Consider the following 6,300-nt stretch of genomic DNA (forward strand, 5'->3'; position numbering starts at 1 on the left):
CGGCCTCCGAAACTCTCGTCATTGTGCGTGATTGCACGATCTCCGATCGTGCTCCGCTACTCCTGGGCTCGAAGTCGATGTACTGCGCGGTGTCGTCGGTTGCTCGATGAGACGCACCGACTTCGACGTATGCCCCGAAACCTCCGGACCCAATCCCGTGGCGACCACTCGCGTCGGTGCCGATCTGCGATTGTCATACTGAGGCCATGTCGACAATCGCCTATGTCATCGCTGGTTCGGAAGCCACCGGCGGAGCCGGTCTGCAAGCAGATCTCAAGACATTCGAGCGGCTCGGGGTCTACGGAGTCGGCACGATCACGTGCATCGTCTCGTTCGATCCGAAGGCGGGCTGGGGGCACCGATTCGTGCCCATCGACAGCACGGTCATCGCCGATCAGATCGAAGTAGCCACTGCCGCACACGATCTCGATGTCGTCAAGATCGGCATGCTCGGCACCCCCGTCACCGTCGACACGGTAGCGGCGTCGCTGCGCCTGCAGCCGTGGCGGCACGTAATCGTCGATCCGGTCCTGATCTGCAAGGGCCAGGAGCCGGGTGCCGCACTCGACACCGACAATGCCCTGCGGCGCGAGATACTTCCGTTGGCCACCGTGATCACCCCCAATCTGTTCGAGGCGCAGACCTTGTCCGGAATGGACGCCATCGACACCGTCCACGACCTGGGTGAGGCCGCCAAGAGAATCGCCGATCTCGGGCCTCGTTTGGTGGTGGTCAAGGGTGGCACAGGTCTGCCCGGCGACGAGGCCGTCGACGTCGTCTACGACGGGTCCGAACTGACCGTGCTGCGCGCCCCCAAGGTGGGCGAAGAGCGCGTGTCGGGTGCCGGCTGCGTGTTCGCCGCAGCCATCACCGCGGAGCTCGCGAAAGGCGCAGACGTGCTCGACGCCGTCGCGACGGCCAAGGATTTCGCGCACGCCGGCATTGTCGGCCGACTCGCCAGCCACGCTCCGTTCGCGGCAGTGAGTTGGCACGACTGATCGTCCGATCCGACCTCAGGTTTACCGCCGGTGACAAGCGGGCAGCCGATACGAACCGCTTGTCTCGAATGGGACGAGCGGTCCGTATCCGGAGAGGATCCACATGGCAGACGAGAACACGAGCGAATCCGACGCCGGGGCAACCGACGACGATCGGACGACGCGCGGGCATGCGGGTGAGGCAATCGTCGACACGCGCAACTGGCCCGGGTACATCTGTATAGGAGTGGCGTTGGTGAGTCTCGGTCTCACTCTCACCGCGGCAGGTTACGGATTCACCGGGTGGGTGTGGATCGGGGCCATTGCCGCGCCGGTGCTACTCGTCTCCGGGATTGCCCTGGTCCTTCTGGAGCGCAAGCGTGTCAAGGCCAAGGAAGGCAAATCCCTCACCGACCCGGCGGGTCATTGACCGTTTGCCATGCCGGCCGGCGCAGCTGGTCGACGCACCCGTGGACCGGCCTAACGGAGGGCGTGCTCGGAGTTCCTGGCCTTCTTGCCCTGCGACTTGTCGGCTCGCCTCTGCGCGAATCTGCCGGCCGATTTCAGGCCTCTGGACACGAAGTTGTCCTTTCCTGTTCGCTTTTCGAGGCTCTGACCGGCGAAGGCCAGCAGTCGGGCCAGGATGGGTAGACCGATCGCGACGACGAGGTAGCGGTACAGGTACTTACGGGCAAGCAGGGGGATCATCGGACTGCGCGTCGAACCTTGAGCGCTGCGGTCGCGGTCAGCGTGATGACGGCACCGACGACGGCTGCACCGAGCAGAGAGACACCCTGGCCGAGGTCGAAGTTCCAACCCAGGAAGTTGATCGTGGTGTGCACGGTGTTCTGGAGCACGAAGATCACCAGCGCTGCGACCAGGACGAGCGTGATCAGGAGGGCGAACTTCGAGGCGAATCCGCCGCGTCGCTTGGGGGCCTTGGTCGTGTCTGTCGATGTGGTCATGAGGGGAATCCGTTCTCTGGTGTGAGGAAAAGTGGGAGTGAAAAGCAAGTGCCGCCGATCATCGAGATCGGCGGCACTCGATGTGATGGAGGGTGGTTACTTGAAGGTGTCCTTGATGTTCTCGCCGACCTTCTTCACGCCTGCCGAACCCTGGTCCTTCTTGCCCTCGGCCTCGAGGTCCTTGTTGTCGGTGGCGTCGCCCACAACCTCCTTGGCCTTGCCGATGGCGTCTTCTGCAGCGTTCTTGGCCTTGTCGATGAAGCTCATGGTGTTGCCCTTTCAGGTGGCTGTGATTGTTGGTAACGGATACTTAGTCGGTTTCCGCCTCCGAAAACAAACGCCGCTGTGATGTAGCTCATATCACTGCGGTGTTCGCTCGGAACATCAGGTGAGGGAGACCAGCTCGGTGATGTCGTCCTGAGGCAGCTCGCCGTCGACCACGGCGGTCACGACCGAACTGTTCAGGGTGATCGCACCCTTGTGGTTGTCCAGGAATGCGGTGTCGGCAGCATCGCGGCCGACCGAGATTCGTACCAGCGTCGAGCGCGGGGCGAGGCAGGTGGCATCGACAACACGCCACTGGCCGCCCACGAACGCCTCGGCGACGGCATGGAAGTCCATCGGATCGCAGCCGGGTGCGTACACCGCCACCAGTCGAGCCGGAACGTTGACCGCACGCAGCATGGCGACCACGAGGTGCGAGTAGTCCCGGCAGACACCCTGTCCGGCGAGCAGTGTGTCGACGGCTCCGTCGATCGGATCGCTGCTTCCCGGAACGTAATTCAGACGTGCGCCCACCCATGCGGAGATCTTCGCCAGCAGTTCCTCGGAGTCCGCGTAGTCGCCGAATTCGGTCGCGGCGAACCCGTAGAACTTGTCTGCTTCGGCGTACCGGCTCGGCCGGAGGTAGAGCGACATGTCGTAGTCGGTGACCGGAGCCGGGGTGGTGTTGCCCAGAATGGTGGCGTCGTACGAGACCTGCAGATTGCCGACGTCGGCAGGCATGACGTGGATCCGGTTGCCGTGCGGTCCGCTCACTTCCTTGGCCTCGATGGGGTTACCGTCGAGGACGAAGGACAGTGACTCGGTGACCGTCGTACCTGGGTGCGGTGCGACTGCGATCTGGAATTCGAGCGTGGTGGCTGCGGTGATGTCTACATCGAGGCGCGCGGATACGTCGCGTTTGAGCATGGGAACTCCTGGCAGGTGGGGTGGGTGAACCTGCTGCCAGTACCCACGTTCACCGAAGCCAAACGCCGCTGCTCAGCAGGTGATCAACGCCACCCAAGGGCGGGAGCGACGTCGCGCAGCAGTGTCTCGAGCACGTGAGCGCAGTAATCGACGCCCAGTTGGTTGGGGACGGTGAGCAGCAGAGTGTCTGCGGCAGCGATCGCTTCGTCGGTGGCCAGTTCCTCGATCAGCCGGTCGGGCTCGCCCGCGTAGGTCTTGCCGAACCGTGCTTTGCCGCCGTCGAGGTAGCCGACTTGGTCGTCGCCGGTGCCCTCTCGGCCGAAGTAGGCCCGATCGAGATCGCTGACGATCGGAAAGATGCTGCGGCTCACGGACGTTCGCGGCGCGAAATCGTGGCCGGCATCGCTCCACGTCTTGTGGAAACGTTCGATCTGCTCGGCCTGCAGTTGATGGAACGGCACGCCGGTGTCTTCGCTCAGCAGTGTCGAGCTCATCAGGTTCATACCCTGGCGCGCGGTCCACTCGGCGGTCTCGCGAGTTCCGGCACCCCACCAGATGCGCTGACGCAAACCGGGAGAGTGCGGTTCGAGGCGCAGCAGGCCGGGTGGGTTGGGGAACATCGGCCGTGGATTCGGCTCCGCGAAGCCCCTGCCCTCGAGAAGATCGAGGTAGACGCGGGTGTGCTCACGCGCCATATCGGCATGATCCGAGCCATCGGTGGGTGCGTAGCCGAAGTAGCGGTAACCCTCGATGACCTGCTCGGGCGATCCTCGACTGATGCCGAGTTGCAGCCGTCCGCCGGAGATGAGGTCGGCAGAGCCCGAGTCCTCGGCCATGTAGAACGGGTTCTCGTAGCGCATGTCGATGACGCCGGTGCCGATCTCGATGGTGCTCGTCTTGGCACCGACGGCAGCGAGCAGAGGGAACGGCGACGCTAGTTGGTTGGCGAAGTGATGGACGCGGTAGTACGCGCCGTCGGCACCGAGTTCTTCGGCTGCGACCGCGAGGTCGATGGACTGCAGCAGCACGTCCGACGCGGACCTCGTCTGCGACTGTGGGGATGCCGACCAATGTCCGAAGGACAAGAATCCGATCTTCTTCATCACGCGCTCTTTCGTTGAAGGATCAACTAAGTTCACTGTACTGCAGCGTGTGTCGAGGTGGATTCATTCCCGGCTCCGGCTAGGCACCGATTCCGGCGGTCAAGAGCTTCGCCAATTCGAGATAGGCGTCGCCGTCGCTCAACCCCGTCAGGCGAAACACCTCACGCGTCTGGATGCGCACCATGACCGAGGAGGCGACATCGCCGACGAATGCGGCGTGCACGTCTCGTACTTCACCGCTGGCCACGCCCTCGCTGATCAACTCCTGAACACGCCGAGCGGCGATCGCGGTATTGCGCTCGTACACCGAACGAGCGGATTCGAGAGATGCCAAATCGGTCATGAACTGCTCGGACGCCGATTCCAGGGCTGCGCCGACGGCGGTGAGATATGTGGTGATGCGATTGCGGGTGCCGTCCACCTCGGCGACCGCGTTCTCGACCTGGGTGGTCATGGACTTGAAGTAGTGCACTGTGGCGCCGCCGACGAGTTGATCCTTGCTCGACGCCAGTGTGTACAGCGTGGACTTGGAGCATCGGAGGCGGGCAGCGATGGTGTCGAGCGTCAGGTGGGCGAAGCCCTCTGCCAGAAACAGGCTCACGAGCTGGTCGAAGAGCTCGGAACGGCGTGCCGTGGCATGCGAGGTCACGGGTGCGTTCACATCAGGGATGGTACTGCATCGCCTTGTGCAGTACTGTGCATCAGTACTGCGGATCATCCGGCAGTACTGATCCGAACTTCCCGGAGGTTTTTCACGTGCCCGTCGATCGTCTGTTGCCCACTGCCGAAGCGCGCGACCTCATCGCGCTGACCCGCGACGTGGCAGACAAGGTGCTCGACCCGATCGTCGACGATCACGAGCGGCGTGAGGCGTACCCGGACCATGTGTTCGCCACCCTGGGGGAGGCAGGACTGCTGAGCCTGCCGTACGCGGAGGAATGGGGCGGTGGTGGCCAACCGTACGAGGTCTACCTCCAGGTCCTCGAAGAACTGGCGTCGCGCTGGGCGGCAGTGGCCGTTGCAGTGAGCGTGCACGGTCTGGCCTGCTATCCCGTGATGGCCTTCGGTACCGACCGACAGAAAGCCGACAAGCTTCCCGACATGCTCGGTGGGGCACAGATCGGCGCCTACTCGTTGTCCGAGGCGCAGGCCGGTTCGGACGCTGCCGCACTCAGTTGCAAGGCCACCCCGACCGAGGGCGGCTACACGGTGAACGGTTCGAAGGCGTGGATCACGCACGGTGGAGTGGCGGACTTCTACAACCTGTTCGCCCGAACAGGTGAAGGATCCAAGGGAATCTCGTGCTTCCTCGTTCCGGACGGAACCGACGGCCTGAGCTTCGGTAGGCCCGAGGAGAAGATGGGGCTGCACGCCGTCCCGACGACCTCGGCGCACTACGACAACGTGCACGTCCCCACCGAGTGGCGAATCGGTGCGGAGGGGCAGGGGCTGCAGATCGCCTTCAGCGCGCTCGACGCCGGACGGCTCGGAATCGCCGCTGTAGCAGTGGGAATCGCCCAGGCGGCACTCGACGACGCGGTGAAGTACGCCCAGGAGCGTACGGCGTTCGGCAAGAAGATCATCGACCACCAGGGCCTCGGTTTCGTATTGGCGGACATGGCGGCCGCAGTGGACTCCGCTCGCGCCACCTACCTCGACGCCGCCCGTCGGCGTGACGCCGGACTTCCTTACTCGCGCAACGCTTCCGTGGCAAAGCTGATCGCCACCGATGCGGCCATGAAGGTGACCACCGACGCGGTGCAGGTCTTCGGCGGCTACGGCTACACCCGCGACTTCCGCGTCGAGCGATACATGCGCGACGCCAAGATCACCCAGATCTTCGAGGGCACCAACCAGATTCAGCGTCTGGTGATCGCCCGATCGCTCGCAACCAGCTGACATCAGAACCCACTCGACACGCCCGAACAAGCAACCGTAGGGGACACCTTCATGACCACGACCGAACCCGATATCCATACCACTGCGGGTAAATTGGCCGATCTTCGTAAACGTCTCGCGGTTGCGGAGATTCCGTCCGGTGAGGCAGCGGTGGACAAGGTCCAC

The 6,300-nt window shown here is 63.7% G+C and carries 9 protein-coding genes; 3 read left to right on the forward strand and 6 right to left on the reverse strand.

Annotated features, from left to right (window positions below):
• Window positions 1–206: 206 nt before the first annotated feature.
• On the forward strand, window positions 207–998 hold the full coding sequence (gene thiD / locus CH283_RS26575; protein ID WP_094639777.1) for a bifunctional hydroxymethylpyrimidine kinase/phosphomethylpyrimidine kinase: 792 nt from the start codon (window positions 207–209) through the stop codon (window positions 996–998).
• Window positions 999–1,101: 103 nt separating this feature from the next.
• Complete coding sequence (locus CH283_RS26580; protein ID WP_094639778.1) at window positions 1,102–1,407, forward strand: hypothetical protein; 306 nt, start codon at window positions 1,102–1,104, stop codon at window positions 1,405–1,407.
• A 50-nt stretch (window positions 1,408–1,457) separates the two neighbouring features.
• On the opposite strand, the gene CH283_RS26585 is transcribed toward CH283_RS26580, so the two are convergent.
• The 6 genes from CH283_RS26585 to CH283_RS26610 form a co-directional block, all read right to left on the reverse strand.
• A complete protein-coding gene (locus CH283_RS26585) occupies window positions 1,458–1,685 on the reverse strand; it encodes a hypothetical protein (RefSeq protein ID WP_094639779.1) in 228 nt (75 codons plus the stop codon).
• Window positions 1,682–1,942 (reverse strand): lipopolysaccharide assembly protein LapA domain-containing protein, encoded by a 261-nt coding sequence (locus tag CH283_RS26590; protein WP_068046905.1) that lies wholly within the window; start codon window positions 1,940–1,942, stop codon window positions 1,682–1,684. Before CH283_RS26590 ends, CH283_RS26585 begins: the two co-directional genes overlap by 4 nt.
• A gap of 96 nt (window positions 1,943–2,038) precedes the next feature.
• Window positions 2,039–2,209, reverse strand: coding sequence for a CsbD family protein (locus CH283_RS26595; RefSeq protein ID WP_008718579.1), 171 nt, complete (start codon window positions 2,207–2,209; stop codon window positions 2,039–2,041).
• A 117-nt stretch (window positions 2,210–2,326) separates the two neighbouring features.
• Window positions 2,327–3,133, reverse strand: coding sequence for a transglutaminase-like domain-containing protein (locus CH283_RS26600; protein ID WP_068283468.1), 807 nt, complete (start codon window positions 3,131–3,133; stop codon window positions 2,327–2,329).
• 83 nt (window positions 3,134–3,216) lie between these two features.
• Window positions 3,217–4,236 carry an LLM class flavin-dependent oxidoreductase gene (locus CH283_RS26605; protein WP_068046912.1) on the reverse strand — a complete coding sequence of 340 codons (1,020 nt, stop codon included), beginning with the start codon at window positions 4,234–4,236 and terminating at the stop codon, window positions 3,217–3,219.
• Between the two features lie 79 nt (window positions 4,237–4,315).
• Window positions 4,316–4,897 (reverse strand): TetR/AcrR family transcriptional regulator, encoded by a 582-nt coding sequence (locus CH283_RS26610; protein ID WP_230074079.1) that lies wholly within the window; start codon window positions 4,895–4,897, stop codon window positions 4,316–4,318.
• 95 nt (window positions 4,898–4,992) lie between these two features.
• Here CH283_RS26610 and CH283_RS26615 point away from each other — a divergent pair, with 95 nt between their 5' ends.
• The gene (locus CH283_RS26615) at window positions 4,993–6,135 is read left to right on the forward strand and encodes an acyl-CoA dehydrogenase family protein (RefSeq protein ID WP_068046915.1); all 1,143 of its coding nucleotides are present in this window, start codon (window positions 4,993–4,995) and stop codon (window positions 6,133–6,135) included.
• Window positions 6,136–6,300: the final 165 nt, after the last annotated feature.

The sequence above is a fragment of the Rhodococcus sp. 05-2254-2 genome (assembly GCF_002259095.1).
Classification (GTDB): Bacteria; Actinomycetota; Actinomycetes; order Mycobacteriales; family Mycobacteriaceae; genus Rhodococcoides.